Origin of the sequence: Halochromatium glycolicum (assembly GCF_016584085.1) — a bacterium.
GTDB classification, from domain to species: domain Bacteria; phylum Pseudomonadota; class Gammaproteobacteria; order Chromatiales; family Chromatiaceae; genus Lamprobacter; species Lamprobacter glycolicus.
Window position 1 is genome coordinate 1 of the sequence record NZ_NRSJ01000056.1, and the last position, 26,119, is coordinate 26,119.

Genomic DNA, 26,119 nt, shown 5'->3' on the forward strand with positions numbered 1-26,119 from the left:
GCTTTTGTCCGATGGGTGTGCAACGATTGTTGTGTAGCGACTGCTCAACTGAGGAGCCGGATGCGGGAATTCCGCACGTCCGGATCTGTGGGAACCACGGGTGAGCAATCACCCGTGGTCACCCGGCCGCAGTGGGCATCTGGACTTGCTGCAAGCCTTCGCCAACGAGGTCTGGGTCCCGGAACCGGTGGCCAAGGAGATTCTCCAGCGCGGCGCGCAGGACATCACCGCCAAGACCATAGAGTACACCGCGTGGCTGGACATCCGACCGGCACCGCCGCTCCCGCAGCACGTGCTGGAGTGGCGCCTCGGTCCTGGCGAATCCAGTGTGGTCGCCTTGGCCGCCACCCAGCCCGGTACCGAAGTGATCATCGATGACTTGGCCGGGCGCAAGTGCGCCGCGAGCCTGAACATTCCGCTGCGTGGCACCCTGGGGATCGTGCTGCTGGCCAAGCGTCGCGGGTTGATTCCTCAAGCCAGGCCCGTCATCGAGTCGATGATGAGCGCCGGGCTGTATTTGTCCAGACGCGTGCTGGATAACGCGCTACGGCGAGCTGCGGAATAGCGTGATTACCCCATCGTGACAACAACCTGAATCCGTGACCTAAGCAGCCCGCCTGCCCGACAAACTCCCATGGAAACAAGGGGGTAGCGTTAAAATCCGGTCCTTGTCCTCATCACCTGACTGGTGGCCCGATGCGCCGCTTCATCATTGCGGAATCCGAAGCGGATTTCACCTCCCACGCAGGACTCGGACTCATTGGCCAGGCGCTGGAGCACTATACCGATCTTGCGGATGACGCGGCGGCGGTAGCACAGGGCGAGCGCATATAAACTAGCGCTGAAACATGTATCTGAGCCATCCTTCGAGAAACTGTCTTGGGAGTTTCTCGTGCGCATGACTGCATTGCCTACGTCATCTCCGGCCTGTCCCCGAAGGCGTTTCAGGAATGCTTCGCGAGCTGGACGCGGGCGGTGTCCGAGGCGACTGGCGGCGAGCTGATCGCGATCGACGGCAAGACAGCACGCGGTTCGCGCGATCGCCGCCGCGGCAAGTCCGCGCTTCCCATGGTCAGTGCGTGGGGCTGCCGCAACCGGTTGGTGCTGGGGCAAGAGGCGACGGCGGAGAAGTCCAACGAGATCACGGCCATTCCCAAACTGCTGGAGCTGTTAGAGCTCAAAGGCCGCATCGTGACCATCGACGCCATGGGCTGCCAGACCAAGATTGCCGAACAAATCCACGACCAAGGTGCCGACTACGTGCTCGGGCTCGAGGGCAACCAGGGCACCCTGCATGACGAGGTCGAGGACGTCTTCGCCACGGCGCGTGCCGGCGGCTTTGCCGGTGTCGCCCATGATGACATCGAGGAAACCGACAACGATCACGGGCGTTTGGAAGTGCGCCGTTACTGGATCACCGAGGAACTCGGCACGTTGTCCGAAGCGTCGCGTTGACGTGCACAGGGCAGCATCGGCCTCGTCGAGCGCGAGTGTTGGAGCGGCGATGAGCATTCGCCGGTTCGTGTTATTCACCAACAGAAGGACCCCCGGCAGCATAAGAAGCAACACCGACGGCGCTGGAACCGAAACCAGGTTTGCTGCATTCCGAGCGAGCTCGGCATGGCCGGAGGTCGTGGGATGCACACCGTCCCAGAAAAGGTACTCATCGGGATTCGACGCGCCCGCGAGAAGAGCGCCTTCGAAAACCTTGGAAAACCCGAAAGCAGCGGGGTCCGCGATGATCCCCTGTAGGGCCTCGTACACATCGAAATAGAGCAGGTCTACCATCGCATTCGCGTCCTGCAGATTGCTGACGACGACTTGATAGGCGGCGTTGAAGTCCGTCGAGAAGTCTGCCGCCGCCTGCAGCCCGGGGAACTCCGGCGTCTCCTCGAGGGGCGGCAGGTTGGGAAGCAGCAGGGAAACCGCGCCGAGCGCCAGTAGATCGGTCACGATAGCCTCCAAATTTGCAACCAAGTCGTACGGATCAGCGGCGTTGTCGGCAAAGAAATCGTTCGCGCCACCCCAGACGACGACGAGGTCGTCGCTGAGATCGCCTAAGGCTGGATCGACCAGCATCGCGCCTTGGAGTGCTTGGACCTGCAGGTTCATGCCAAACGACACCGTCGGGTCGTCGCTCCAGTCCGAATCGACGATCTCGCGCCGATCGATGAAGCGGCCGGCAGAGCTAGCGGGGCGTCATCTGCGCAATGTCAGCGTCAACCGGTCCGAAAAGCGGGGATACTGGTCGGCGCTCGCAAGAGCACGAGACGCAACGCATCCCGGCACCTCAATGTACGTCCCTCACTCACGCCCCATCGGAGAACCTCGATGAAGATTGCGATCACTGCCGAAACCGATCAAGGACTGGAGAGCCCGGTCGCACAGCACTTTGGACGCGCACCCTACTTCGTGCTGGCAACCCTTGAGGACGGCACCGTCACGGCGGCCGAGGCCCTCGCCAATCCGTTTGCCGAGGGCCACGAGCCGGGCCAGATCCCGGGCTTCATCCAGCAGCAAGGTGCCAAGGTCATGATCAGCGGCGGCATGGGTGGGCGAGCGATCGCCTTCTTTCAGGAGGCCGGCATCAAGACGGCCGCTGGCGCCACCGGCACCGTCGGCGAGGCGTTGCAGGCGTATCTGACTGAGAACCTTCCGGAGGCGGCCCCCTGCGCCGAGAGTGTCTCGCACGGACATGGCTGAGCCGGACGCGCGCTCACTCGAGCCCGAGCCCCTGCAGGTAGTCGCGCACCGAGCGCTCCGCATCGAGCTCGCCGGCTAATACGGCCTGTTGGTAGCGCTCGCGCCAACCGGCGATCAAGAGCTCGGCCCGCTCCCATTCGTGGTAGACGATCCGGGCGAGCGGGCTCTGGTCGAGAAAGCCGGAATTGAGGAAGTCTCGACGCGCCTGATCGCGGTCGTAGTCGAAGCGCCGGATCTCGGCCTGCCAACGCCCATGCTGCCAGACGAAGCGGCCGAAGCTGCCGCGCGGATCGCCATCGAACGGCGAGCCCGCTGAGCCGACATTGACCACCAGCATGCACTGCGTCCGGCGTTGGTGCGGCCGGTGGGTATGGCCGGCGATGAAGAGCGCGATGTCCTCCGGCAGTGCGCCGACGAGGGATTCGTCCGAGCGGCCCGGCGTGATGCCATCGCGGTTCCCAGCCATCGTGCCATGGGTCACGTGGACCCAGGCGTCGGACTCGGGCGGATGGAAGGTCAGATGATCGGCCCAGCCGCGCAGCCGCTCGGCATCGGCCGCGCACTGCGACCAGGCCCATTGGGTAAAGCCCCAGAGGGCGCGCTCGCCGGGCGTCTCGACGGAGCGATGCTCGGACGCCAGCACCCATTCTTCGTGGTTGCCGTTCACCGGCAGCCAGCCGCGGTCGCGGCGCATCTCGTCGAACCGGCGCAGGCAGCCACCGCTGTCCGGACCGCGATTCACCAGATCACCGGCCATCACCACGAGATCGGGCCGCCAACGCTCGATCTGCTCGATCGTCTCCTCCAGCGCCGGCAGATTGGCCTGGATATCGGAAAACACCGCAACCTTCATCGATCCCCCTCGCGATCATTCACGCGGCCCGCCCATCCGGCGCGCCGAACGCCTCTCACAATAGCGCAGGCGCGAGGCTCTGAGCATCCTTCACTCCGGTCGCCAGGGCACGCCCCGCGCGGCGCACCGCTTCGTGACCACTCGTTGGAATCGAACGACTCTTCCGCCTGCCCGACCCGCCCCGGGCGAATCAGCAGGCTGTCGACCAGCCGCCGCGACCGCAAAGCCCCGCTCGCGCGCGATGGTCGCCCGTGACGGACCCATCCGCAGGCGACCCAGATCGAGACTTGTCAATGCCAGGCAACGCTGCCGAGCGGATAATCCTGACAAAACACGTCAGAGAAGACTCACGGAGGTTGATGATGCCCCAGAACCGTCGGCATGACATGGGCGTTGGCGGGACCTGTTTCTGCCCGAAGTGCGATTATCGGGCCGCGCACCAGCGCGGCGTCCCCTGCCAGGAGGAGCGCTGTCCGCAATGCGGTGCGAAGCTGTTGCGCGAAGGCTCCTATCACGATCAGCTCCTGCAGCAGAAGCGCGGCGGCTGAGGGCGCACTACAATGAAGGTCTATCTGGATTGCTGGCCCTGCTTCCTCCGCCAGGCCTTGAGCGCAGCCCGCCGCGCCGGCGCGACACCGGCGCTGCAGCGCGCGATCCTCGAGGAGACGATGGATGCGCTGCGCGCGCTCGCGGCCGAGGCGACGCCGCCCGAGATGGGCGAGCGCATCCACCGCCTGGTGCGCGAGCGCACCGATACGCCCGACCCGTATCTGCAGAGCAAGCAGGAGGCGACCCGGATCGCCCTCGCCCTCAGGCCCGAGCTCGAGGCCCGGGTCAGCGCCTCGGAGCAGCCGCTGGAGACGGCCGTGCGGATCAGCATCGCCGGCAATATCATCGACTATGGCGTCGCCGAGCGCTTTGACCTCGAGGCGACGCTCGAGCGCGTGCTCGCCGAGCCGCTCGCGATCGACGCCCTCTCGACCCTGCGCCGAGCGGTGAGCCAAGCCGATTGGATACTCTATCTGGCCGACAACGCCGGCGAGACGATCTTCGATCGGGTGCTGATCGAGGCGCTGCCGGTACCGGTCACCTACGCGGTCAAGTCCGCCCCCGTGCTCAACGACGCGACGCGGGCGGATGCCCTCGAGGGCGGCCTGGACCAGGTCGCCGAGCTGATCGACACCGGCTGTGACGCCATGGGGGCCCCACTCGGCCTCTGCTCGGAGGCCTTTCGCGAGCGCTTTGCCGCCGCCCCGCTGATCATCGCCAAGGGTCAGGCCAACTACGAGACGTTGAGCCACGTCGATGCGCCGATCTGCTTCCTGCTCCAAGCCAAATGCGAGGTCATCGCCCAGGACATCGGCGTGCCGACAGGGGCTGTGATCGTGAAGGCGAGCCAGCAATTGCTGGATTCGACGCCCATCTGAACGCCCTCGCCTGATGAGGCCAACCGCCAGCCGCGCGCTAACCACAGCAGCACCGCCTCGTAGTCTGATAAGGGCGGTGCAACGCATGGGCCCACAGCGGCCTCAGCTGCGGTCCTTGACAAACGCGAGGGTCGCCTCGGGCGGCAGCGGCCGGGCGATCAGATAGCCCTGCATCAGATCGCACTGGTGGGCACGGAGATAGTCGGCCTGCTCCTTGCGCTCGACCCCCTCGGCGAGCACCTCCAGACCGAGCTTATGACCGAGCGCGATGATGACATTACGGCAAGCCGCGTTCAGGACCCAGTCCCCGAGCGGGACGATCAGGCCGCTCTCCTCGGCAATCGGGATGAACGCCCCCGGCGAGATCAGGCCCTGCTCGGGGTGCTCCCAGCGAACCAGCGCCTCGAGCCCGGCCAGCGCGCCGGTCTGCAATGAGACCTGCGGCTGATAATGGAGCTGCAGCTGGCCCTGATCGATCGCCCGCCGCAGATCGGCCTCCAGCCGCAGCCGGAGCGCGGCCAGCAGCTGGTCACCCAGGCTGTGGCCGAGGCTGTCGTTGATGTTCTTGAAGCGATCCAGGTCGAGCAGCAACAGCGCCAGCGTGTGGCCATTATGCTCGGCCTGCATGACCGCATGCTTCAGCAGTTCCTCCAACAGGGTCCGGTTCGGCAGCCCGGTCAGCGGATCGCGATGGGCCAGATACTCGGCCCGACATGAGGATCAGGTCGTTCGGCTGATCAAAGCCGATATTGCGCAGCGTGGTGGCGATCACAGTACAGCGTACATCGGCCTGGCAGGTCACGACGACCTTCTTAGCCGTTGGAAGGCGTGCGCACAAGCCCTGCCCTGACCAGCCCGCAGCCTCAGCACCTGGCCCCTCTCTGCACTGGCGCAGCCACATCTGAGACCCGATTCTTCGGAGCGAACCGCTTTTGTCCCGAGCAATCGATGCTGGATAATGATCCGGCGATAACCGCCGGTCGGTTCAGCGTCCGCGAGCGAAGCGGTAGCCTGATCGTGCGTGACGATCGCCGATTGCGCGCAATGCGCTCAATAGCCAGACCGGTCTAGTCAGATCGGTATCGGCAACCAGTCGTCCTCTCTTCAGGAAACAGATCACGCAGCGCACGCCATGGGGGACATCGCCAGGATCAACATACTCTGGGTGCTGATCAGCAGCGTCCTGGTTCTGCTGATGCAAGGCGGGTTCCTCTGCCTCGAATCCGGGCTGACGCGCAGCAAGAACGCGATCAATGTCGCGCTGAAGAACGCCTCCGATTTCCTGATCACGGGCCTGGTCTGGTACCTGATCGGCTATGGCCTGATGTTCGGCCAGTCTAACCGGGGCTGGATCGGCAGCGATCACTTCGCGCGCGACTTCTCGTCAGCCGAGCCCTGGCTCGCCACCTTCTTCCTGTTCCAGCTGATGTTCTGCGCAACAACCGCGACCATCATCTCCGGTGCGGTCGCCGAGCGGATGCGCTTCAGCGGCTATCACCTGGTCACGCTGATCACGGTCGCGTTGATCTATCCGGTCTTCGGGCACTGGGCCTGGGGCGGCGCCCTCGGCGGCGAGCCCGGTTGGCTCTCAAGGATGGGCTTCGTCGATTTCGCCGGCTCCACTGTCGTCCACAGCGTCGGCGGCTGGGTCGCCCTGGCAGCGGTGCTTGTGATCGGTCCGCGCACGGGACGGTTCGATCAACGCGAGCCCCAGCTGATCCCGGGCAGTAATCTCCCGCTTGCGTCGTTGGGCGTCCTGCTCTTCCTGGTCGGCTGGATCGGCTTCAATGGTGGCAGCACCCTGGCGCTGGACACCTCAGTGCCCGGCATCATCGTGAACACGCTGCTCTCCGGTGCGGCCGGCGGGGTCACGGCTTACCTGCTGATCCAATGGTCGACCTCACCTGCGTTGGACCGCGTGGCCGCGCCGCTGAACGGCGTGATCGCCGGGCTGGTGGCCATCACCGCCGGCTGTCATGTCGTCGCCACCTGGGAGGCGACCTTGATCGGCGCTATCGGCGGCCTGCTCATGCTCTATTCGACCGAGCTGTTGGCGCGCGCGCGGATCGACGATGCCATCGGCGCGATACCGGTTCACCTCGTCGCTGGCGTCTGGGGCACCTTGGCGGTCGGCATCTTCGGCGCACCGGGGTCGATCGGGACGGGTCTCTCGATGTTCGAGCAGCTTGGGGTGCAGGCGCTCGGCGTCGCGGTCGCGGCGGCCTGGTCGTTTCCGATCGCCTATCTGCTGCTGCGTTTGATCAACCGACTGTACCCGCTCAGGGTCGGGGCCGCCGAGGAACGGATCGGCCTCAACGTCGCGGAGCACGGCGCGAAGACCGAGCTGGTCGACCTGCTGAGCGCGCTCAAGGCCCAAGAACGTTCGACCGACCTCAGCACCCGGGTCCCGGTCGAGCCGTTCACCGAGGTGGGCGAGATCGCCGCTCAGCACAATCGGCTGATGGACGCGCTCGAGCAGGCGGTCACCCGCAGCCAGGCGATCGTCCGCGATCTGCGCGACGGCATCGTCACCCTGACCGCCGAAGGCATCCTGACCAGCCTGAACCCAGGCGCCGAGAAGATCCTCGCGGTAGCGAGCGAATCGGCGATCGGTACCGCGTTCGCCGACTGGCTCGCGCCTCGCGACCAGGCCATCAGCACCGATGAGAACGGCTCCGATGAGCACGGTGCTGCTGCAAGCGGCAACGGTGCAAGCGGCACCGCTTGGCACTTCGACCCCGTCGCCCTGGCCAGAGCCGGCAAGGTGGAGGCCGCCTTGCGGCGGCGCGAGGGCGCCGAGCCGGTCTTCGTCGAGCTCGCGGTCACGCCGGGCTCACGCTCGACCGGCGGCTACACCTGCCTGATCCGCGACATCAGCGATCGCCGCCGCGTCGAGGCACAACTGTTCGAGGAGAAAGAGCTCGCGCAGACGACGCTCGAGTCGATCGCCGACGGCGTGATCACGACCAATCGGGCCGGTCGGGTGGTGTACCTCAATGCCATCGCCGTTCAGCTGACCGGCTGGTCGCTCGAGGCGGCCAGCGGCCAGCCGCTGTCCCGCATCTTCCCAGTGGTCGACTCGCCAACCGAGATGCCGAGCGACTGGATCACGCAGCGGGTGTTGGGGGACGGCGAGACCGTGATCGAATCGAAGTCGCGGCTGTTGTACTGCCGCGACGGCAATGTCCACGTCGTGCAGCACACGGCCGCGCCGATTCGCAATGCGGAGGGCCAGATCACGGGGCTCGTCGTGGTCTTTCACGACAAGACCCAGGAGCGGGCGATGGAGCGCCAGCTGACCTATCAGGCCAAGCATGATGCGCTGACCGGCCTGATCAACCGGCGCGAGTTCGAGCAGCGGCTCGCCGAGCTGATCGACCAGCTCGATGGCGATCCGGCCCGCCATCTCCTTTGCTACATCGATCTGGACCAGTTCAAGCTGGTCAACGATATCTGCGGCCATGCCGCCGGCGATGCGCTCCTGCGCCAGGTCGCCGGCGTGTTGAAGCGCGGCCTGCGCAGCGCGGACACCTTGGCCCGGCTGGGCGGGGACGAGTTCGGCGTGATTCTCGCCAACTGCCCGCTCAGGCGCGGCCTCAAGATCGCCGAGGCCATGCGCGAGCGCGTCCATGCCCTGCGCTTCCCGTGGCAAGACAAGGTGTTTGCGGTCGGCGCCAGCATCGGTCTGGTGCCTTTGACGCCGTCCCTGGGCAACCTCGCGGACGCCCTGAGCCGTGCCGATGCCGCTTGCTATGCAGCCAAGGACACCGGCCGCAACCGGGTGCATGTCTATGATCCGGAAGACCGGGAGCTCAACCTGCGCAAGGGTCAGATGACCTGGGTATCGCGGATTCAGCGCGCGCTCGACGAGGACGGCTTTCAGCTCTTCTATCAAGGGATTGCGCCGATCGATGAGCCGGGCGATACCAGCAGCCATTGCGAGATCCTGCTGCGCCTGGTCGAGGACGACAACGAGACCGTGCCGCCTGGCGCCTTCATCCCGGCGGCCGAGCGCTATGGATTGATGCCGCAGGTCGACGCCTGGGTGGTCGAGCACACGCTGCGCTGGCTCTCCGATTATCAGACGCGCGGCGGCACCGGCATCAAACGCTGCGCGATCAATCTCTCCGGGGCCACACTGGGCAACGATGCGCACACCGCGCGCATCCGCGAGAGCCTCGCGCGCCACCGGATCGAGCCGTCGCTGATCTGCTTCGAGATCACCGAGACCGCCGCGATGGCCAACATCGACCAAGCCAAGCACTTCATCGACGAGCTCAAGCAGATCGGGTGCCGCTTTGCCCTCGACGACTTCGGTAGCGGCCTCTCCTCGTTCGGCTACCTGCGTGATCTCGATGTCGACCTGGTCAAGATCGACGGCACCTTCATCCGCGAGCTCGACAGCAACCCGGTCCACCGAGCCATGGTCGAGGCGATCGTCGGCATCGCCGGTGTGATGGGCCTAACGACCATCGCCGAATTCGTCGAGAACGCCGCGGTGCTGGACACCTTGCGCGAGATCGGTGTCGACTATGCGCAGGGCTATCACCTGGCCCGACCGCAGCCACTCTCAGGCTATCCGTTGCCGCCCGCCTGAGCCGATACCGCTGAGCACCGCTTGCACTCCGCGGCACAAGAGCCCTGCCCTGGTCCCTGACGCGACGCGACCTACCTCATCTCACTGGCCAGTTTGGCCAGATCTCCCCTATAGTTTCGGCGGCCAGACGCTTGCTGCGGACACTGGCCGAACGACGACGAAAAGATATTGCAACCAATCACCTTAGGAGCATCCAACATGCCATCCGTGAAATCCCATCATGCCGGCGACATGGTCTTCGAAACGGAAGTGGGCGACTACAAGATCCTGAACGACGTCCCGCCAACAGCTGAATGGGGCGGAAAAGGCCGCCACCCGACTCCGCCAGACTACTTCGTTGCCTCCCTTTCCTCCTGCATCGCCGCCTTCGTGCAGCAATATTGCGCCCAGTCCGGGGTCGACTCGACCGACATGTATGTTGAAATCCACTACGAGAAGGCGACCGACCCCGCCCATTTGAAGGAGCTGATGGTGGACGTGCACCTGCCGAACGCCGATGTCGGCAAGCGCGCGGAGGCCATCAAGCGGGTATCCGGGCACTGCACCGTCCACGAGACCATCTGTAAGATGCAGGGGCTGCCGATCTGCATTCACGACAAGACAGGGGAAGTCGCCGCGAGCTAACGGACGCCTCAGAGCAGCGCCACTGCCTTGATCTGAATCCAGACCGACTGCGCTGGCGCGAGCCCCAGCTCCTCGGCGGAGCGACGCGTCAGCCGCGCCAGCACCGGATTGCCGGCCACGTCGAGCTTGACCAGCGCCAGCGCCGGGTGTGCATCCTCGCCGAGCGAGAGCACGCGCGCCGGCAGGCTGTTGAGGATGCTGGTGCCGCGGCTGGGCTGGTGCGCGATGCTGACATCGCGGGCCAGAATGCGGATGCGTGCATGGTCGCCAATCGCGGCGCCGCTATCGCGCACCCAGAGGCTCGTGCTGCAGCAGGCGATGCGCAGCAGATGCCAGCGCTCGTCGCGCTCGGCCACCTCGCCGTCCAAGACGACACCGGCATCCTCGCCGAGCCGGATCGGTAGGTCGAGCCGCGACAATACCTCATTGATCGGCCCGCTCGCCTGCACCCGGCCGCCATCCATGGTCACCAGATGGTCGGCGAGCCGGGCGACCTCGTCCGGTGCATGGCTGACATAGAGCACCGGGATCGCGAGGTCGTCGTGCAGGCGTTCGAGGTACGGCAGGATCTCCTGCTTGCGCGCCAGATCGAGCGCCGCGAGCGGCTCGTCCATCAGCAGCAGCCGCGGATTCACCGCAAGCGCGCGGGCGATGCTGACCCGCTGGCGCTCGCCGCCCGAGAGCGCCGTCGGCCGACGCTTCAGTAGATGCCCGATGCCGAGCAGCTCGATCGCATGCTCGAGGCTGAACCGGGCCTGGCGCTGATCCTGCGCCGCTGCGTTCCGCTGACTGCGCTTTTGGCCATAACGCAGATTCCCGAGCACCGTCAGGTGCGGAAACAGGCTCGCCTCCTGGAACACGTAGCCGATCGGCCGGCGATGGGTCGGCACCCAGGTCTCGGCATCCTGCCAGACCTCGCCGTTGAACTGGATGCGCCCTTCCGCGGCGTGCTCGAGACCGGCGATGCAGCGCAGCAGCGTCGTCTTGCCGGAGCCGGAGTGGCCGAACAGGGCCGTCACGCCGCGTGCGGGCAGCCGCTCGTCGACATCCAGGCTGAAGCCGGGCCATTGGATGCGCACCCGAGCCTGGATGCCGGGCTGGACATCAGACTGGACATCAGACTGGACATCAGACTGGACATCAGACTGGACATCGGGCCGGGAATCGGGCCGGAGATCGGCTCGCCCGCCCGGCTCGCCGCTCGATGGGGATGGCGCCCTCTTCATGATCAGGCCCTCTTGCGGTCCGGCCGCCAAGCGTAGAGCACCAGCAGCACCAGGAACGAGAACACCAGCAGCACCGCCGCGAGCCGGTGCGCGTTGCCGTATTCCAGCGCCTCGACATAGTCGTAGATCTGCACCGAGGCGACCCGCGTCAGTCCCGGGATGTTGCCGCCGATCATCAGCACCACGCCGAACTCACCGACGGTGTGCGCAAAGGTCAGGATGCCGGCGGTGACGAAGCCCGGCAGTGACAGCGGCAATGCGACGCTGAAGAACCGATCCATCGGCGACGCGCGCAGCGTCGCGGCCGCTTCCAATGGCCGCTCACCGATCGCCTCGAACGCGTTCTGCACCGGCTGCACCATGAACGGCAGCGAGTAGAACACCGAGCCGACCACAAGGCCCCAGAAGGTGAACGGCAGCAGCCCGATACCAAGCGCCTCGGTCACCGCCCCCACCGGTCCGTTCGGCCCCATGGTGACCAGTAGGTAGAAGCCCAACACCGAGGGCGGCAGCACCAGCGGCAGTGCCACCAACGCGCCGACCGGCCCTTTCCAGCGCGAGTGGGTACGGGCCAGCCACCAGGCGATCGGTGTGCCTACGGCGAACAGGATCAGTGTCGTCACGCTCGCCAGGCGCAGGGTGAGGGCAATCGCCTCGAGATCAGTCTCGGTCAAGAACATCACGTCAAACTCAGTCACTCTGGGTTCTGGTGTGAGACGGCCGGAGCGCAGGCAACGCTCTGGGCGACCCAACAGGCGATGATCCCGTCACAGGCCCAAGCAGCAAGCCGGTTCCGGGCGTCCCCGCGTGGGCATGAGGGCACGATCACTCGGTCTCGTAGCCGAAGTCGTGGATGATGGCCTTGGCCTTCTCGCCTTGGAGATAGGCGAACAGCTCGGTCACCGCGGGGTTGTCCTTGCCGCTTTCCAGAATCACTGCATCCTGGCGGATCGGCGCATGCATCTCACCAGGCACGATCCAACCAGAGCCTTTGACGATCTCGCCGCCCTGCATGACCTGCGAGAGGGCGACGAAGCCGATGTCGGCGTTGCCGGTGTCGACGAACTGGTAGGCCTGGGCGATGTTCTCGCCCATCACGAGCTTCGGCTCGATGGCCTGTTCGACACCGAGTGCCTCCAGGGTCTGCACCGATGCCTCACCATAGGGCGCGAGCTTGGGATTGGCGATCGACAGCTTGTTGAAGTCACCGGATTCCAACAGCGCCGGGCCGTCCTCGACCTTCTCGGCATCGGCGGACCAGAGCACCAGGCTGCCAATCGCATAGGTGAAGCGCGATCCAGGCACACCAACGCCCTCCTCTTCCAACAGCTCGGGACGTCTCTGGTCGGCGGCCAAGAGTGCCTCGAAGGGCGCCCCGTTCTGGATCTGGGCATACAGCTTGCCCGTGGAGCCGAAGGAGACCTTGACGCTGTGACCGGTGTCGTCCTCGAAGCGCGCGATGATCGCCTTCATCGGTGCGGTGAAGTTGGCCGCGACGGCGATCTGGGCCTCCTCGGCGCAAACGGTTCCGGGCGCAGCCAGGCTGAAGGCGAGCAATAACGGACGTAGACGAGGCATAAGACTGACTCCTGATCAGACGGGATCAAAGGGGTTTGAGGTTGAGGGTCGACTGCCGGCCCGAGGCTCGGTTCTGAGCGGGCAGCGATTGCGATAACGCAATATACAGATTCCTATAACGCCTCACGAGCACCCGACTGGTATGCAGTCTGCATGCCGAGTTCTCGCTGCGCCCGCTTTCGCTCCCCGGCGACCGCGAAGATCCGGTCTTAGGCGCGCGGACAGGTGCGCCGTCATCCAACACCGCAAGTGCTCATCAGGAATCCGTATGAAGATCAGCGCCCGTAATCAGTTTCACGGCGAAGTCACGTCGATCACCCTAGGCGCCGTCAATGCCGAAGTGACCGTCACGCTGAAGGGCGGCGAGCAGATCGTCGCGATCGTGACCAATGAATCCGTTAAGTCCCTGAATCTAAAACCAGGATCTGAGGCTGTCGCCCTGATCAAGGCTTCCTCGGTGCTGGTGATGACCGAGGGCTCCGGGGTAAGACTCTCGGCCCGCAACAGCCTTGCCGGCAAGATCACCGCCTTGGAAAAGGGGCCGATCCATGCCGAGGTCAGCATCAGCCTGCCATCCGGCGAGCTTGTCCATGCGACCATCACCCATGCCGCCTGCGATGCATTGGGGCTCGCGGAAGGCGCCGCTGCGACCGCTGTCATCAAGGCGCCGCTCGTGATCCTCGGCGTGCCAGGCTGAGAGCGTCATATGCACTGAAATATAGCGACACCTCGACTGTGGCGGCGCTCGTTGCGCAACAACGGTGCGTCCCGCCGCAGTGCTCGTCCCGTGACGCCCTAATGATCCCTTATCGATCGATCCCTGATCGGTCGACCCCTGATCGCTCGCGATTGACGTCTTCGTGACAACCTTGACCCGCGATCAGGTCCCGTTACCGACATTCGACCCATCGATGCAGACCATGACCGATTTGACTCCTCCGATACTCAGCGACGACGCGTTGCACCAACTCCTCGCCGAAGACGTGCCGTTTGGCGACCTCACCACCGAGTCGCTCGGGATCGGCGCCCAGCCCGGAGGCATCCGCTTCTTCGCCCGCGACCCGATGGTCGTCTGCGGGGTCGAGGAGGCGGCGCGAATGTTCGCGCTCTGCGGCGCCGAGGCCAAGCCGCAGGTCGCCTCCGGCACCGAGGCGGCGCCGGAGACGCTGCTGCTCGAGGCACAGGGCCGCGCCGACGCCCTGCATCGCGGCTGGAAGACAGCGCAAACGCTGATGGAATGGTGCGGCGGTATCGCCAGCAGCGCCGCCGCGATCGTCGCGGCCGCCCGGCGTGGTTACCCGAACGCGATGGTCGCCGGCACCCGCAAGAACGTGCCCGGCAACCGCCGGCTCGCGGTCAAGGCATTCAAGGCCGGTGGCGCGGTGATGCACCGCAATGGGCTGTCCGAGACCCTGCTGATCTTCGCCGAGCATCGGCAGTTCCTCGACGACGAGGCACCGGCCGAGACGCTCGCGAAGCTGCGCCGGCAGTGCCCGGAGAAGCGGGTCGTGGTCGAGGTCGGCTCGCCGCAGGAGGCGCTGCGCTGGGCCGATACGGATGTGCTGCAGCTCGAGAAGTTCAGCCCCGAGCAGGTTGCCGAGACCGTCGCGGCGCTGGCCGAGCGCGGCTCAAGGGCTGTGATCGGCGCTGCCGGCGGCATCAATGCCAAGAACGCCGAGGCCTATGCGCGCGCCGGCGCCCGCCTGCTGGTTACCACGGCACCGCACCTGGCCCCACCGCGCGATGTCCAGGTGAGGTTCACGAGGCCGGCTGCCTGATCCTTGAAGCTCCTCTGTCGATACAGCTGGTCGCCGCCAGTCGGATGCGCAGAGGACGGGCTCGCAGATTAGGAGGAGTGGCGCGGTCGCCCGCAAGCGAGCTCCTACAGCGTTGAGAGCCAGGTGGCGGGAAAAGGCTCTCGGTATTTCTGAGGCGATGCACTAGGACGCACTGCAGCGCAAATTGCCGGCGACTGTCGCCTGATCTCATGCCGCTCGAATCCCGGACTCGTTGAACGCGAAGCGATACAGGGTCTTCGGTTCGATATCAACGCTTCCGCCTGCGAATTGAAGGCAGCCCCACTCAGGATCGATCTCCGCAGAGCCGAGTTGTTCAGCTGATAAATGGTTTCCTACAAGGGGCTCGAGGTCGACATTCGCTGTTTTACCATTCTCGAAAGTCAGCGAAAACTCGAATCTTGCTATGTGTTTGAACCGTATAAGCTTCATGATCAGTCTAGGGGCTCAATGCGGTGAAAATTCTGCGAGTCCCACATCTCGATGAGCTCTTGTTGATGCGCCTCGGCCCATTCCCTGACGAGCTGCCGACATCTCTTCGGGATTTGGCCCTCGATGATGTTGAGGTTCTGGAGCTCCATGACAGCAACATGGTCACCATACTTGATGTGGATGTGCCTCGGAGGATGCTCTCGGTCGATGAGAAACATCCGAATCACGATACCGTAGAAGCGAGCGATTTCGGGCATGAGTGACACGCTTGTCCTCTCGGCGGAGTGGGATCGGCCCAACCTCGGCACGAGCAACTCGTAAGCGAGAACGATACCGCCAAGCCCCTCAATCGTCGACACCAACGATCACGCTGGATGCCGGGAAGACGGCGCAGGCCGGGCCGCCCTCGCTGATGCCCAACGCATCGAGCTCGTCGGTCGCGGTGACTCCGCGCACGGTCACCCCGGCACCCAGCGCCACCGAGACCTCGACCGGACCATCCCCGCGGACGATGCGCTGCACAACGCCACAGAGCTGATTGGTGCGTGAGCTGGCACCCGCGGTCGCACTCGGCTCCCGCTGCACGCTGACCGCAACCGCCTTGACCAACGCCCAGACCCGCCGGCCCGGACGTAGCCCGAGCTGCTCGACGCTCTCGTTGGTGAGACCGGCGATGACGCGCTGGTCGGCTTGGATCGCGATCTCGACCTCGGCATCGACAGTGCGCAGGGTGACCGAGACGATGCGGCCGATGAACTGATTCCGCGCGCTGGTGCGCAATGCCAGCCGCCGCAGCACCTCCAGCGATGCCTGCGGATCACCGAGCGCCGCGTTCAGGTTGTCCAGGAACCGCCGGTACTCGACGGCGATGGTGCGGTAGGCATCGATCAGCCGCCGACCTTCAGCAGTGAGCCGAGCGCCACCGCCGCCACGCCCGCCGGTGGCGGTCGCAACCACTGGCTTGGGTGCCAGATTGTTCATCGCGTCGACCGCGTCCCAGGCCGCCTTGTAGCTCATCCCGGCCGCCTTCGCCGCGCGCGTGATCGAGCCTTGCGCGGCGATCTGCTCCAGCAGCGCAATCCGCGCCTCGCCGAGAAAGGCCACCTCGCCGACGCTCAACCAAAGCTCACCACCGACATTGACGAGGCCGGATGGTCGGGATCGACGGATAGGGGTGTCGGGCGACTCTTCCATAGATAATATTGATGTATTTAATCGAAACCATAGAATTTTGATTTCCCGAGCTCGGCGCTAGGTTAGAGCTGCACCCGACGTCAAGGGGCTGCATCCGAAACCAAGGGCGTTGACCCGGGAGGAGCAGATGTCATCGACACTCATCACCACCGCCGCGGTCGCGGCACCGCTCTCGCTGTGGCTCGCAGCGTCGCTGCCCAGCAACGTCGCTGATCGCCACGGCGCACTGATGGCTCGCGCGGCCAACAGTGTCGCCTGGCTGGCGTTCGCCTTCGCTGTGATCGCGCTCATCGGTCATGGCTTTGGCCCCACCGAGACCACGACCTTCATCTCGATCGCTCTACCATTTGGCATTGGCGATTTCGCCATCGGCGTGCTGGTCAACGGCGTGACCGTGATCATGCTTGCCCTGGTGTCGCTGGTCGGCGCCATCGTCTCGACCTACTCGCGCAACTATATGGCAGGCGAGACGCGCGAGGGGCATTTCCACAAGTGGATGCTGATGACCCTGGCGTCGATCCTGACCCTGATCGTCGCCAGCAACCTGCTGATGTTCGCGCTGGCCTGGATGGCGACCAGCCTGTGCCTGCATCGGCTGCTGGTGTTCTATCCGGAGCGCCCGGCGGCGTTGATGGCCGCGCACAAGAAGTTCGTGTTCAGCCGCATCGGTGATGCCAGCCTGCTGATCGCGGTGCTCTTGATCGGCGCCACCCTGCACAGGCTCGATTTCGAGTCGGTCTACGCCGCGATGGCCGCACTCGAGGGGCCGCTGCCGGCCGCGCTGCACTGGGCCGCCTGGCTGGTGGTGATCAGCGCCGCGCTCAAGTGCGCGCAGTTCCCGTTCCACGGCTGGATCTTGCAGGTGATGGAGGCGCCCACCCCGGTCTCGGCGCTGCTGCACGCCGGCATCGTCAACGCCGGCGCCTTCCTGGTGATCCGGATGAGCCCGATCATGTCGGCGTCCGGGTCCGCGCTCGACGGCCTCGCGATCATCGGCCTCACGACCCTCGCGATCGCGTCGCTGGTGATGCTGACCCAGACCAGCATCAAGGTCTCGCTGGCCTGGTCCACGTCGGCGCAGATGGGCTTCATGCTGCTCGAGGCCGGTCTCGGGCTCTACAGCCTGGCGCTGCTGCATCTGGTTGCGCACTCGCTCTACAAGGCCCACGCCTTCCTCGCCTCCGGCAGCAGCGTCGACGGCTTCCGCGCGCCGGCACTCAAGTTCAACGCCGGCGCCCCGCAGGCCTGGCACTGGCTGGTCGCCTTCCAGGGCGCGCTGTTGATGGCGCTGATCGCCGGCTTCGCGTTCGGCATCGACCCGACCCATCAACCGGCCCTGATCGTGACCGGCGCCATCGTCGCCATCGCCGTCGCCCAGCTCCTGCTGCAGGCGCTGGTGCTCGAGGACAACGCCAAGCTGCTGCTGCGCGCAACCGGCATCGGCGCCTTCGTCTGCATCGCCTACTTCGGTCTGCATACCGCCTTCGAGCATGCGATCGCCGGCAGCATCACCCCGGTCGAGGCCGGCTTCAACGCCTTCGACATGGGCCTGAGCCTGGCCGTGATCGCGGTGTTCATCGGCCTGATCACCTTGCAACACCTGTTCACCCGCATCCAGGGGCCGACCCGGCTGGCCATCCAGATGCACCTCTACAACGGGCTCTACGTCGACATCCTGGTGACCCGCCTGATCAACCGCCTCTGGCCCATCCGCCGCGCGCCTGCACCGGCGCTGGCCTGATCCAAACAGCGAGCCCGAACAGAGAGGAGCACGACCGATGAACATGCAAGACAACCGCATCGACGATCAGACCCTCGAGCGCCAGCCGGTCGGCACCAACGCCGACGGCATCCCATCGCTGTCCACGGCCCCGGCGAACCCGCCCGAGCCGACGCCGGCACCCTTGCCGGAGCAGATCGACGCCGCCTGCAACCGCATCGCGCCGGTCTGGCCGCTCGATCGCTTCGTCGCCGTGAATCCGTTTCACGGGCTGCGTGATCAGCGCTTCGAGCAGGCCGCCGAAACGATGCGGCGCATCGCCGGGGCGCGGATGTACATGCCGCGGAGCTACTATCGCGAGCAGATCGAGGCCGGACGGATCACCGACGCGGATCTCGATGCCGCCGCAGCACGCTGCGGCAGCGACCTCAGCGCCGCCGAGCTGCGTCAAGCGGCGGCCGTCGACGCGACGCCGCCGTCGGCGTCTCCTGCTGCAACTCAGGCTGCACCCCAGGCGGCATCCCAGTCCGCGACCCTGTCGGCTCCCCTATCCGCTCAGGTCCCGCTGCTGACCTCGGTGCTCGATGAGCTCGACGCCGACGACTGGTCGAGCTTCGTCGTCGAGCGCATCAGCCATCATTGCGCGGCCTACTTCGACATGGGCCAGGCGACCTGGAAGCGGCCCTGGCAGGGCATGTCGCTCTATGAATCCTGGCGCCGTTTCGCCGCGATGGACTACAGCACCACGATGATGGGCCAAGGTGGGATGCGCGCCCGGGTCAAGGCCTTGCCGGAGTCGCCGCGCGACTGCATCGAGTCGGCCATCCGCCGTCTCGGCATCCCGGCGGGCGCCGCGCTCGACTACATGCACGCCGCGCTGATGGACATCGGCGGTTGGGCGGCCTGGACCCGGCTGCTGCGCTGGGAGCAGGAGCTGACCGGCGGCGAGGACGAGACCATCGTCGAGCTGCTGGCGATCCGCCTCGCCTGGGACGTGCTGGTCTACGAGCACAAGGCGAGCCCAGAGCTGAGCAAACGCTGGCGCGAGGTCTGCAAGCGCCTGAGCCGCGGCAAGCCGGCCGCTAAGCCGACACCGGAGCCGCAGCACATCGAGCACATCCTGCTGACCGCGTTCGAGCTCAGCTACCAGCGCCAGCTGATGGCGGACCTGCGCAACGGCGCTGATACAAACGGCGCGAACGGCGAGCGCCCGAGCACCCAACGCCCGGTGATCCAGGCCGCGTTCTGCATCGACGTGCGCTCCGAGGTCATGCGCCGCGCGTTCGAGACCATCTGCCCAAAGGCACAGACGCTCGGCTTCGCCGGCTTCTTCGGCGTGCCGATCGAGCATGTGCCGTTCGGCGCGGTGGAGCCGCGCTCGCACATGCCGGTGCTGCTGACGCCGACGTATCGGGTCTGCTCCGAGGTCCATGACGCCGACCGCGACGAGGCCGAGCAGGCGTTGGAGACGCAGCGCCGGCGCACCGGGATCAGCAAATCCTGGAAGGCGTTCAAGATGGGGGCCTCGTCCTGCTTCTCGTTCGTCGAGGCCGCGGGTCTGCTGCTCTATGCGCCGAAGATCATCGCCGACAGCTTCGGCTGGGGACGCCCGGTCGCGGCGCCCGACGACCTGCACCTGGACGCGCCGCAGCAGCAGCGCGTCGGCCCGAGCCTGGATGTGCCCAACCACGGCGCCTGTTCCAGAGAGGGCCTGGTGACGCCCGGCTCGTCGTATGGCTCGGCAGATGGCTCGGCGCATGAGCCTGTCCATCAGCATCAGCACGATCACGGCCAAGCGCAGGGCGCGATACCCGGCGGGGAACAGGCGGAATCTCCGGCTCAAGCTCCGAGCGCGCGGACGCCTGGCATCCCGGAGGCCGAGCGCGTCGATCTCGCCGAGGGCATCCTGCGCGCGATGTCGATGACCGATAACTTCGCCCGGCTGGTGCTCTTGGTCGGCCACGGCAGCACCGTGGTCAATAACCCGCACGCGACCGGCCTCGACTGCGGTGCCTGCGGCGGCATGACCGGTGAGGCGAGCGCACGCGTCGGCGCAGCCCTGCTCAATGATCCCAAGGTGCGCCGAGGCGTCGCCGAGCGCGGCATCCGCATCCCCGACGACACCTGGTTCATCGGCGCGCAGCACGACACCTGCGTCGATGAGATCCGGCTCTACGACACCGCGGTGCTGCCGGGCGAGTACGCCGAGGAGCTGGCCCAGCTGCGCAGCTGGCTGCAGCAGGCCGGCGAGCTGACGCGGCTCTCGCGCGCGGCGCTGCTCGGGCTCGAGCACCGCTCACGGCAGGCGATCACCGCCAACATCCGCCATCGCAGCCGCGACTGGTCGCAGGTGCGCCCGGAGTGGGGCCTGGCCGGCTGTGCGGCCTTCATCGCCGCGCCGCGCGAGCGCACCCGCGGGCTCGATCTCGGTGGTCGCACCTTCCTGCACGACTACGACTGGACCGGCGACACCGGCTTCGGTGTGCTCGAGCTGATCATGACCGCGCCGATGGTGGTTGCGGCCTGGATCAACCTGCAGTACTACGGCTCGACCACCGACAACCGGCGCTTCGGCAGCGGTAACAAGGTCCTGCACAACGTCGTCGGCGGCGCGATCGGCGTGCTCGAGGGCAATGCGGGCGACCTGCGCGTGGGCCTGCCGATGCAGTCATTGCACGACGGCAAGCGCTGGGTCCACGAGCCGATGCGCCTGAGCGTCTATCTGCAGGCACCGCAGGCGCCGATCGACGACATCATCGCCAAGCACCAGCTGGTGCAGGAGATGCTCGACAACGGCTGGATGCACCTGTTCCGGATGGACGACGAAGGCGGTATCCAGCAGCGCATCCCTCACGAGGGCTGGCAGGCGGTACCAAGTCACTGAGCCGGCTCGTCGCTCGTGCAAGACAGTGGAAATCCCGATACCGATGGTCGCTGCCCGCACTGGTCATGAGGTAGGAGCCCGCTTGCGGGCGATCTTCGCCGCCGCGAGCGCGGCGGGGTCACCCGCAAGCGCCTACATCGCTGAGGGCTGAGAGGTCGCCCGCAAGCGGGCTCCTACAGCGCTGAGCGCCAGATGGCAGAAAGACGGTGTCGGTATTGCTGACGTGATGCACTAGAGAGGCTGCACTGGCCAAGGATGGCCAGCACGGCATTCATCCCAATCCGAGCGCGTATCGATCCCAATCCGAGCGCATTTTGCGTCGCAATCAGAAGAGAGCAAGACCATGAGCGAGGCCCTACAAACCGCCATTGCCCGCCAGCGCATGCTCCTGCACGCGCGGCTATCGGACGCCCTGTCCCGGCTCGAGACGGCGTGCCGCGACGCATGGGGCGATCGCAGCGCATTGGAGCAGTCTTTGAGCAAGGCGATGGAGAGACTGCCGTACTGCAAGTACCTCTACCTGCTCGACCACGAGGCCCGGCAGATCACCGCCAATGTCTCGCGCGGCGGCCTGCTGCCCGAGCACTTCGGCCGCGACCGCACAACCCGGCCGTACATGGCCGACGCCATCGCCGGCGCCGCCTTCTCGCTGTCGTCGGCCTATCTGAGCCGCAACAACCGGCGCCCGTCGCTGACCGCGGTACAACGGCTCACGCGCGACGACGGCACGCTGCTCGGCTACCTCGGCGCCGACTTCGACCTGCGAGACCTGCCGCTGACGCGCGAGCTCTACCGCCAGTCGGATCAATGGCTGCAGCTCAAGGGCGATCCGGCGATCCGCGGTGCCCTGTTCTATCAGCAACGGGTCGACAGCCTGATGGACGGGCGCATCGACGAGATCCTGGACCTGATCGCCGAGCTGATGCGGTCCCACGGCGTCTTCCACGGCAAGCTGCATTTCTCGAGCTCGCGCGCGACGCTCTGGCTGCTGGATGACCCCTACCATTTCCGGGTGCTCGACTATGAGGACCTGAGCGATCCGGCTATCTGCCTGGCCTATCCACAGCGCGCCTACCCCGACGAGGCGGCGATCCCGGCCGATCGGGTCAAGGCCGTGTTCGATCAGTTCCGCGAGCTGCGCGTGATGGACGAGAACATCTATCTGCGCTCGGGCTCGCTCAACATCATGAACGGGATCGTCTCGCTCAACTTCTCCTGCGACGGATCGCACTACATGCGCTGGGACGAGTTCCTCGACAAGCGTCTGGACTTCTGGCTCGGTTCCTCGGCGCTCACCTGCACCGAGCAGCCGGCCGCCTAAGAGGCCCTATCAAGATGCCCGGCTAGCCTGCACAAGCTGCTGATTTGTTAGGCCATAGAGGGCAGCTTGTTAGGGTTTCTAAGCCGGAGCAACGATCGGACGACAGCGCAACGACCACGACCAGGCGCAGGTGCAGGTGCAGAAGCCGGCGCGCATCCGCCCCGGCCGCAACCTGTTCGCATTGGACGACAGATCAAGCGGCCGCAGGCAGTGCGCCGCTCCAGGAGGCAAGCATGCAGGCGCTCGAGCACATCCTCTACTTCGCCGACGGCGAGTTCGGCCCGACCCGGGCCTTCCGCCGCGCCGTGGCTTTAGCCCGGCATCATGGGGCACGATTGACGCTGATGGACGTCACCATCGAGTCCGGCTTCAGCGCCGATCTGGTCAAGCGCTTCGGGCTCGGCGACGACGTCCAGCAGAGCGAGCAGCGCTATGCAGCGCTGACCCATCTGGCCGAGGACTGGGTCCGCGCGCCGTCGCCACGCCTGCGCGTGACCATCGGCACGCCGTTCATCGAGGTGATCCAGGCGGTGCTGCGCGACGGCCACGACCTGGTGCTGAAGCCCGCGCGCGCTCGCCAGGGCCGCAACCTGTTCGCCAGCACCGACATGCACCTGCTGCGCAAGTGTCCATGCCCGGTCTGGATCGACCGTGAGCCGGCGCAGCCCGAGGCCGCCGATTCCGGAGCGGCCGAGGCGGCACCGCGCTGCCGCCGCATCCTCGCCAGCATCGACGCGATGCAGCCTTCGGCGACCGGGCTCAACCGACGCATCCTGGAGAGCGCGATCGCGGTTAAGGAGCAGGACGACGCGATGCTCGACATCGCGCACGTGTTCGAGCCGCGCTTCGGTGATCCGCTACCGAAGCTCGGCCCGGAGGGGGCCACGAACCGAAGCGGTACAACGGCCGAGTCGCATTTGAACGATGCCATCACGCACCTAGAGCAGCGCCATGCCGAGGCCCTGCAGGAGGCCGTCAACGGCTACCGCCACCACATCCGTGATGAGAATCTGCACCTCTTGCGCGGCGAGCCGGCGGCGCAGGTGCTCACCCAGGCCGAGGCGTTAGACAGCGACCTGATCGTGCTGGCGACGCTGAGCCGCCCGCGCGAGCCTGGGCTCTTCATCGGCACCACCGCCGAGGACCTCCTTCAGGGCGCCCAGACCTCGGTGCTGGCGCTGAAGCCGGAGGGCTTCGTGACGCCGGTGCAATAAGTCCAGTGCAGTAACGCCGACGCAGCAACGTCCAGTGCAATCGACTTGCCCGACGGTTCGAATGCCCGGCGCCTGCGCTTGGCCAAGATCCATCTACTCTCAGCCGAGAAGCGGCTGACCTATAACCCGCTGCTGCCGGGGATGGTCGCCGCTCCAGTGCTGCCCGGGCATCGGGTCGGGCCGCGAGCCGGTGCGCTGAGGGTGCCGAGGACCTGGGTTGCGGCAGCTGGAGGCTGAGGAGAGAGATCAAGCGGCCGCAGGCAGTGCGCCGCTCCAGGAGGCAAGCATGCAGGCGCTCGAGCACATCCTCTATTTCGCCGACGGCGAGTTCGGCTCGACGCGGGCCTTCCGCCGCGCGGTGGCCCTGGCCCGGCATCATGGGGCGCGACTGACGCTGATGGACATCACCATCGAATAGAGTGAAAGATCTGCCGCCGTCACCCGGTCCATCTCTTGGGCTGCACCGTCTACTTCGTGCTGAGGGCCTCTGGACGTGAACTGTCTCGCCTTTCGTCGCCAGCTCCTGATCGATCCGCGGCAGCAGGATGCCGACTTCCGCGCCCATGCCGAAGTCTGCGCGACCTGCGCCCAGGCACTGCAGCGCGCGCTCGACCTCGAGGAAAGCCTCTTCAATGCCCTGATCCAGGAGTACCCCGAGCGCGCCGGGATCGATCACGCCACCGATTCGGACCCAACCGCTGATCCCGACGGGATGCAGCGGACGCGCCGAGGAAAGACGCGATGACCCGCCGACTACTCATCATCGAGGACGACCCGGCCCTCAGCCAGATGCTCGAGATGCATTTCGAGGATCTTGGCTTTGAGGTGCTCCGCGCTGATCGCGCCCAAAGCGGACTGGAGACACTGCGGGCAGCCGGCTCCGACTCCGGCTCCCACATTGGTTCCCAGACTGGCTCCCACATTGGCTCGGGCCGGGTCGACCTCGTCCTGCTCGACCAGCAGCTGCCGGACGGTCTCGGCAGCGAGCTGATCGGCCCATTGCTCGAGTCCGACCCGACGCTGCCGATCCTGATGATGACCGGCAAGCACGATCTTGAGCTCGCGATCGAGGCGATCCAGAACGGCGCCGCCGATTTCGTCCACAAGCCGATCAACACCGAAGAGCTACAGCAGACGGTCGAGCGGCTGTTGCGCGAGCGCGAGGCCGCAGTCGACGATGCCGCCGGCGCGCAGCAGGAGACGACGCCGACCGCCGAGGCCCCACGCGACCTGATTGGACGCAGTGACGCGATGCTGACCGTGAGTAAGGCGATCGCCCGCAGCGCGCGCAGCAACGCCACGGTGCTCATCAGCGGCGAGTCCGGCACCGGCAAGGAGGTCGTCGCACGGCTGATCCATCAGCATAGTGGCCGCAGCGGACCCTTCATCGCCGTCAACTGCGCCGCGATCGTCGATACCCTACTCGAGAGCGAGCTGTTCGGCCACGAGAAGGGGGCCTTCACCGGCGCGCATAGCCGCAAACCGGGCCGTTTCGAGCAGGCCAGCGACGGCACCTTGTTCCTCGACGAGATCGGCGAGTTGGCGCCCAACCTGCAAGCGAAGCTGCTGCGCGCACTGCAGGAGCGGGTGTTCGAGCGCGTCGGCGGAAGCGAGCCGATCAGCACCGATGCACGCGTTATCGCAGCCACCAATCGTGATCTCCTCGCCGAGGCTGCAGCCGGTCGTTTTCGCGAGGACCTGGTCTATCGGCTCAACGTCATCCAGATCCGGATGCCGCCACTGCGCGAGCGTCTCGAGGACATCCCCCTCCTCGTCGATGGGCTGCTCGTGCGCATCGCCGAGCGTCTCGAGCGCCCCTGCCCGCGCATTACCGATCAAGCGCTGCAGCGCCTCAGCGCGCACGACTGGCCGGGCAATGTCCGCGAGCTCGAGAACCTGCTGACCCAGGCGCTGTTGCAGGCCCGTCATCACACCATTACACCGGAGCTGCTCGCGCTCGCCGACGAGGCGCGAGGTGGTGATGATGCCACCAGCATTCGCGCCGGCCATGCCGGCAGCAGCGAAAGCGCGCCCGGCTCCGCTGCCGGCCCTCACCCGGCCGCTGCTGCGGCCGACGCGACGCTGGCACTGCGCAGTCTCGACGAGGTGGCCGCCGAGCACATCCAACGGGTGCTCGCCCATACCAATGGCCATAAAGGCCATACCTGCGAGATCCTCGGGATCTCCCGGCCCGCGCTGGATCGCAAGATCGAGAAGTACGGGTTGCAGGTACCCGAGCGCTGAGGTCGCACTTGCGCGATCGTCGAACCGCCCGACGATGACTCCGCTGCGAGCGTTGGCTGGCACAGCAAGGGCGACGCGTTCTATCTGTTGGCGCTGAGGCTGTTGCCGATGTCCCCGTTCGTCGGCGCGGGCGTCTGATACGCGCGGGCGATGTCTCGATCGGCATCCGCCGCGGGATCAACTAAGGCGATTTCTGTCAAAGCTCATACCGCCTTGCTGGTCTTTTCGCTCGCCTTCTTCGTCGCGCCGCCGGTCACATAGCCCGGCTATGCTCCCGGCGACGCTCCTCGAAGGCAAACGACAATC

Annotated in this window: 26 protein-coding genes and 1 pseudogene; 18 read left to right on the forward strand and 9 right to left on the reverse strand. The window is 66.0% G+C overall.

All coding sequences use genetic code 11. The annotated features are described in order from the left end of the window. Positions 1-145 precede the first annotated feature (145 nt). From CKO40_RS20865 to CKO40_RS24625, 3 genes are all read left to right on the forward strand, one after another. On the forward strand, positions 146-565 hold the full coding sequence (locus CKO40_RS20865; protein WP_207173780.1) for a PIN domain-containing protein: 420 nt from the start codon (positions 146-148) through the stop codon (positions 563-565). Between the two features lie 131 nt (positions 566-696). Further along, complete coding sequence (locus CKO40_RS20870) at positions 697-834, forward strand: hypothetical protein (protein WP_200348386.1); 138 nt, start codon at positions 697-699, stop codon at positions 832-834. Between the two features lie 45 nt (positions 835-879). Then, positions 880-1,455, forward strand: a complete 576-nt coding sequence (locus CKO40_RS24625; protein WP_242477222.1) for an ISAs1 family transposase — start codon at positions 880-882, stop codon at positions 1,453-1,455. A 162-nt stretch (positions 1,456-1,617) separates the two neighbouring features. Here CKO40_RS24625 and CKO40_RS24630 read toward each other — a convergent pair. Then, positions 1,618-2,112, reverse strand: a pseudogene (locus CKO40_RS24630) (SGNH/GDSL hydrolase family protein); the annotation flags it as partial. A 219-nt stretch (positions 2,113-2,331) separates the two neighbouring features. Between CKO40_RS24630 and CKO40_RS20880 the strand changes: the two are divergent. After that, positions 2,332-2,703 (forward strand): NifB/NifX family molybdenum-iron cluster-binding protein, encoded by a 372-nt coding sequence (locus tag CKO40_RS20880; RefSeq protein ID WP_200348388.1) that lies wholly within the window; start codon positions 2,332-2,334, stop codon positions 2,701-2,703. A 13-nt stretch (positions 2,704-2,716) separates the two neighbouring features. On the opposite strand, the gene CKO40_RS20885 is transcribed toward CKO40_RS20880, so the two are convergent. Beyond that, positions 2,717-3,556, reverse strand: a complete 840-nt coding sequence (locus CKO40_RS20885) for a metallophosphoesterase family protein (protein ID WP_200348389.1) — start codon at positions 3,554-3,556, stop codon at positions 2,717-2,719. Between the two features lie 362 nt (positions 3,557-3,918). Between CKO40_RS20885 and CKO40_RS20890 the strand changes: the two genes are divergently transcribed. Both CKO40_RS20890 and CKO40_RS20895 read left to right on the forward strand, forming a co-directional pair. Beyond that, the gene (locus CKO40_RS20890) at positions 3,919-4,104 is read left to right on the forward strand and encodes a ferredoxin (RefSeq protein WP_200348390.1); all 186 of its coding nucleotides are present in this window, start codon (positions 3,919-3,921) and stop codon (positions 4,102-4,104) included. A gap of 12 nt (positions 4,105-4,116) precedes the next feature. Beyond that, on the forward strand, positions 4,117-4,983 hold the full coding sequence (locus CKO40_RS20895; protein WP_200348391.1) for a damage-control phosphatase ARMT1 family protein: 867 nt from the start codon (positions 4,117-4,119) through the stop codon (positions 4,981-4,983). 102 nt (positions 4,984-5,085) lie between these two features. On the opposite strand, the gene CKO40_RS24995 is transcribed toward CKO40_RS20895, so the two are convergent. After that, entirely contained in the window at positions 5,086-5,682 is a 597-nt protein-coding gene (locus CKO40_RS24995) for a GGDEF domain-containing phosphodiesterase (protein ID WP_276570842.1), read from the reverse strand. 433 nt (positions 5,683-6,115) lie between these two features. Here CKO40_RS24995 and amt point away from each other — a divergent pair, with 433 nt between their 5' ends. Both amt and CKO40_RS20910 read left to right on the forward strand, forming a co-directional pair. Beyond that, the gene (gene amt / locus CKO40_RS20905; protein ID WP_200348392.1) at positions 6,116-9,580 is read left to right on the forward strand and encodes an ammonium transporter; all 3,465 of its coding nucleotides are present in this window, start codon (positions 6,116-6,118) and stop codon (positions 9,578-9,580) included. 198 nt (positions 9,581-9,778) lie between these two features. After that, entirely contained in the window at positions 9,779-10,204 is a 426-nt protein-coding gene (locus tag CKO40_RS20910; RefSeq protein ID WP_200348393.1) for an OsmC family protein, read from the forward strand. Between the two features lie 8 nt (positions 10,205-10,212). On the opposite strand, the gene modC is transcribed toward CKO40_RS20910, so the two are convergent. The 3 genes from modC to modA all read right to left on the reverse strand — a co-directional run bounded on the left by modC (position 10,213) and on the right by modA (position 13,008). Next, positions 10,213-11,430, reverse strand: a complete 1,218-nt coding sequence (gene modC / locus CKO40_RS20915; RefSeq protein WP_200348394.1) for a molybdenum ABC transporter ATP-binding protein — start codon at positions 11,428-11,430, stop codon at positions 10,213-10,215. Between the two features lie 2 nt (positions 11,431-11,432). Continuing rightward, a complete protein-coding gene (gene modB, locus CKO40_RS20920; protein WP_200348407.1) occupies positions 11,433-12,110 on the reverse strand; it encodes a molybdate ABC transporter permease subunit in 678 nt (225 codons plus the stop codon). Positions 12,111-12,255: 145 nt separating this feature from the next. Then, the gene (gene modA / locus CKO40_RS20925; RefSeq protein ID WP_200348395.1) at positions 12,256-13,008 is read right to left on the reverse strand and encodes a molybdate ABC transporter substrate-binding protein; all 753 of its coding nucleotides are present in this window, start codon (positions 13,006-13,008) and stop codon (positions 12,256-12,258) included. A gap of 268 nt (positions 13,009-13,276) precedes the next feature. On the opposite strand from modA, the gene CKO40_RS20930 reads away from it, so the two are divergent. Both CKO40_RS20930 and modD read left to right on the forward strand, forming a co-directional pair. Continuing rightward, the gene (locus CKO40_RS20930; RefSeq protein WP_200348396.1) at positions 13,277-13,705 is read left to right on the forward strand and encodes a TOBE domain-containing protein; all 429 of its coding nucleotides are present in this window, start codon (positions 13,277-13,279) and stop codon (positions 13,703-13,705) included. A gap of 223 nt (positions 13,706-13,928) precedes the next feature. Then, positions 13,929-14,786, forward strand: a complete 858-nt coding sequence (modD, locus tag CKO40_RS20935) for a ModD protein (protein ID WP_200348397.1) — start codon at positions 13,929-13,931, stop codon at positions 14,784-14,786. Between the two features lie 207 nt (positions 14,787-14,993). On the opposite strand, the gene CKO40_RS25495 is transcribed toward modD, so the two are convergent. From CKO40_RS25495 to CKO40_RS20950, 3 genes are read right to left on the reverse strand one after another with little or no spacing between them, the layout of a single operon-like run. Continuing rightward, positions 14,994-15,236, reverse strand: coding sequence for a DUF2442 domain-containing protein (locus CKO40_RS25495; protein WP_200348398.1), 243 nt, complete (start codon positions 15,234-15,236; stop codon positions 14,994-14,996). A 2-nt stretch (positions 15,237-15,238) separates the two neighbouring features. After that, positions 15,239-15,595 carry a DUF4160 domain-containing protein gene (locus tag CKO40_RS24650; RefSeq protein ID WP_200348399.1) on the reverse strand — a complete coding sequence of 119 codons (357 nt, stop codon included), beginning with the start codon at positions 15,593-15,595 and terminating at the stop codon, positions 15,239-15,241. Beyond that, positions 15,582-16,430, reverse strand: coding sequence for a TOBE domain-containing protein (locus CKO40_RS20950; RefSeq protein WP_200348400.1), 849 nt, complete (start codon positions 16,428-16,430; stop codon positions 15,582-15,584). The genes CKO40_RS24650 and CKO40_RS20950 overlap by 14 nt, the downstream gene beginning before the upstream one ends. Positions 16,431-16,557: 127 nt before the next feature. Here CKO40_RS20950 and CKO40_RS20955 point away from each other — a divergent pair, with 127 nt between their 5' ends. The 8 genes from CKO40_RS20955 (at position 16,558) to CKO40_RS20985 (ending at position 25,813) form a co-directional block, all read left to right on the forward strand. Continuing rightward, a complete protein-coding gene (locus tag CKO40_RS20955; protein WP_200348401.1) occupies positions 16,558-18,171 on the forward strand; it encodes an NADH-quinone oxidoreductase subunit L in 1,614 nt (537 codons plus the stop codon). Positions 18,172-18,208: 37 nt separating this feature from the next. Then, the gene (locus tag CKO40_RS20960; protein ID WP_242477223.1) at positions 18,209-21,034 is read left to right on the forward strand and encodes a YbcC family protein; all 2,826 of its coding nucleotides are present in this window, start codon (positions 18,209-18,211) and stop codon (positions 21,032-21,034) included. Positions 21,035-21,377: 343 nt separating this feature from the next. Continuing rightward, the gene (locus CKO40_RS20965; RefSeq protein ID WP_200348402.1) at positions 21,378-22,355 is read left to right on the forward strand and encodes a PDC sensor domain-containing protein; all 978 of its coding nucleotides are present in this window, start codon (positions 21,378-21,380) and stop codon (positions 22,353-22,355) included. A gap of 233 nt (positions 22,356-22,588) precedes the next feature. Next, positions 22,589-23,569 (forward strand): universal stress protein, encoded by a 981-nt coding sequence (locus CKO40_RS20970; RefSeq protein WP_200348403.1) that lies wholly within the window; start codon positions 22,589-22,591, stop codon positions 23,567-23,569. Positions 23,570-23,614: 45 nt separating this feature from the next. Continuing rightward, positions 23,615-23,806, forward strand: a complete 192-nt coding sequence (locus CKO40_RS20975; protein ID WP_200348404.1) for a hypothetical protein — start codon at positions 23,615-23,617, stop codon at positions 23,804-23,806. Positions 23,807-23,855: 49 nt separating this feature from the next. After that, a complete protein-coding gene (locus CKO40_RS25000) occupies positions 23,856-23,987 on the forward strand; it encodes a hypothetical protein (protein WP_276570841.1) in 132 nt (43 codons plus the stop codon). A gap of 75 nt (positions 23,988-24,062) precedes the next feature. Continuing rightward, complete coding sequence (locus tag CKO40_RS20980; RefSeq protein WP_200348405.1) at positions 24,063-24,314, forward strand: hypothetical protein; 252 nt, start codon at positions 24,063-24,065, stop codon at positions 24,312-24,314. Then, positions 24,311-25,813, forward strand: coding sequence for a sigma-54-dependent transcriptional regulator (locus tag CKO40_RS20985; RefSeq protein ID WP_200348406.1), 1,503 nt, complete (start codon positions 24,311-24,313; stop codon positions 25,811-25,813). The genes CKO40_RS20980 and CKO40_RS20985 overlap by 4 nt, the downstream gene beginning before the upstream one ends. Positions 25,814-26,119: the final 306 nt, after the last annotated feature.

Coding starts and splice junctions, on each gene's coding strand:
- CKO40_RS20870 (WP_200348386.1), top strand. CDS start 697: ATGCGCCGCTTCATCATTGCGGAATCCGAAGCGGATTTCACCTCCCAC.
- CKO40_RS20880 (WP_200348388.1), top strand. CDS start 2,332: ATGAAGATTGCGATCACTGCCGAAACCGATCAAGGACTGGAGAGCCCG.
- CKO40_RS20885 (WP_200348389.1), bottom strand. CDS start 3,556: ATGAAGGTTGCGGTGTTTTCCGATATCCAGGCCAATCTGCCGGCGCTG.
- CKO40_RS20890 (WP_200348390.1), top strand. CDS start 3,919: ATGCCCCAGAACCGTCGGCATGACATGGGCGTTGGCGGGACCTGTTTC.
- CKO40_RS20895 (WP_200348391.1), top strand. CDS start 4,117: ATGAAGGTCTATCTGGATTGCTGGCCCTGCTTCCTCCGCCAGGCCTTG.
- amt (WP_200348392.1), top strand. CDS start 6,116: ATGGGGGACATCGCCAGGATCAACATACTCTGGGTGCTGATCAGCAGC.
- CKO40_RS20910 (WP_200348393.1), top strand. CDS start 9,779: ATGCCATCCGTGAAATCCCATCATGCCGGCGACATGGTCTTCGAAACG.
- modC (WP_200348394.1), bottom strand. CDS start 11,430: ATGAAGAGGGCGCCATCCCCATCGAGCGGCGAGCCGGGCGGGCGAGCC.
- modB (WP_200348407.1), bottom strand. CDS start 12,110: ATGTTCTTGACCGAGACTGATCTCGAGGCGATTGCCCTCACCCTGCGC.
- modA (WP_200348395.1), bottom strand. CDS start 13,008: ATGCCTCGTCTACGTCCGTTATTGCTCGCCTTCAGCCTGGCTGCGCCC.
- CKO40_RS20930 (WP_200348396.1), top strand. CDS start 13,277: ATGAAGATCAGCGCCCGTAATCAGTTTCACGGCGAAGTCACGTCGATC.
- modD (WP_200348397.1), top strand. CDS start 13,929: ATGACCGATTTGACTCCTCCGATACTCAGCGACGACGCGTTGCACCAA.
- CKO40_RS25495 (WP_200348398.1), bottom strand. CDS start 15,236: ATGAAGCTTATACGGTTCAAACACATAGCAAGATTCGAGTTTTCGCTG.
- CKO40_RS20950 (WP_200348400.1), bottom strand. CDS start 16,430: ATGGAAGAGTCGCCCGACACCCCTATCCGTCGATCCCGACCATCCGGC.
- CKO40_RS20955 (WP_200348401.1), top strand. CDS start 16,558: ATGTCATCGACACTCATCACCACCGCCGCGGTCGCGGCACCGCTCTCG.
- CKO40_RS20960 (WP_242477223.1), top strand. CDS start 18,209: ATGAACATGCAAGACAACCGCATCGACGATCAGACCCTCGAGCGCCAG.
- CKO40_RS20965 (WP_200348402.1), top strand. CDS start 21,378: ATGAGCGAGGCCCTACAAACCGCCATTGCCCGCCAGCGCATGCTCCTG.
- CKO40_RS20970 (WP_200348403.1), top strand. CDS start 22,589: ATGCAGGCGCTCGAGCACATCCTCTACTTCGCCGACGGCGAGTTCGGC.
- CKO40_RS25000 (WP_276570841.1), top strand. CDS start 23,856: ATGCAGGCGCTCGAGCACATCCTCTATTTCGCCGACGGCGAGTTCGGC.
- CKO40_RS20985 (WP_200348406.1), top strand. CDS start 24,311: ATGACCCGCCGACTACTCATCATCGAGGACGACCCGGCCCTCAGCCAG.